1 protein-coding gene is annotated in these 944 nt (G+C 66.5%); it reads left to right on the plus strand.

The genetic code is table 11. The features are described from left to right. On the plus strand, positions 1-944 hold a 944-nt coding region (locus tag ACYJP6_RS24145), incomplete at both ends, for a condensation domain-containing protein (protein ID WP_459478557.1).

Raw genomic sequence — 944 nt, forward strand, 5'->3', positions numbered from 1 at the left:
TGATCGAGCGGCACGAGGTCTTGCGCACCACCTTCCGCCAGCAGGGTGACGAGCCCCACCAGGAGATCCACGCCAGCCAGGCCCTGGCCTGGCGCGAGGCACGCCTGGCCGAGGGTGACGAGACTGAGCTACAAGCGCAGATCGACGCCGAGATCGCCACGCCCTTCGACCTGCAAGAGGGACCGCTGCTGCGGGTGCTGTTGCTGGAAGGCGCCGGCGAGGAGCGGATACTGGTGCTGACCCTGCACCATATCGTCGCCGATGGCTGGTCCACGCCAATCATGGTGGAAGAACTGCTGCAGCTCTATCGCGGCTTCCAGTCGGGTGATGAGGTCGAGCTACCCGCCTTGCCGATCCAGTACGCTGACTATGCCCTCTGGCAGCGCAGCTGGATGGAGGCGGGCGAGCGGGAGCGGCAACTGGCCTATTGGCAGGCCCAACTGGGCGGCGAGCAACCGGTGCTGGAATTGCCGACGGACCACCCACGCCCAGCGGTGCAGCAATTGGCCGGTGACAGCCTGAGGATCGTACTGGATGCAAGCCTGGGCCGGTCGCTACGGGCGTTGGCGCAGGAGCAGGGCGTCACCCTGTTCATGCTCCTGCTGGCCAGCTTCCAGACCCTGCTGCATCGCTACAGCGGCCAACCGGACATCCGGGTCGGCGTGCCGATCGCCAACCGCACCCGGGTGGAAACGGAGCGGCTGATCGGCTTCTTCGTCAACACCCAGGTGCTCAAGGCCGACTTCGCAGCGGAGCTGACCTTTCTCGACCTGTTGCAGCAGGTGAAACACACCGCCTTGGCGGCCCAAGCCCACCAGGACCTGCCGTTCGAGCAACTGGTGGAGGCCCTGCAACCGCAGCGCAGCCTGAGCCACAGCCCGCTGTTCCAGGTGATGTTCAACCACCAGCGTGCCACCCGGGAGACGGCGCTGGAGCTGCCGGGC

This window comes from Pseudomonas sp. No.117 (genome assembly GCF_054558395.1).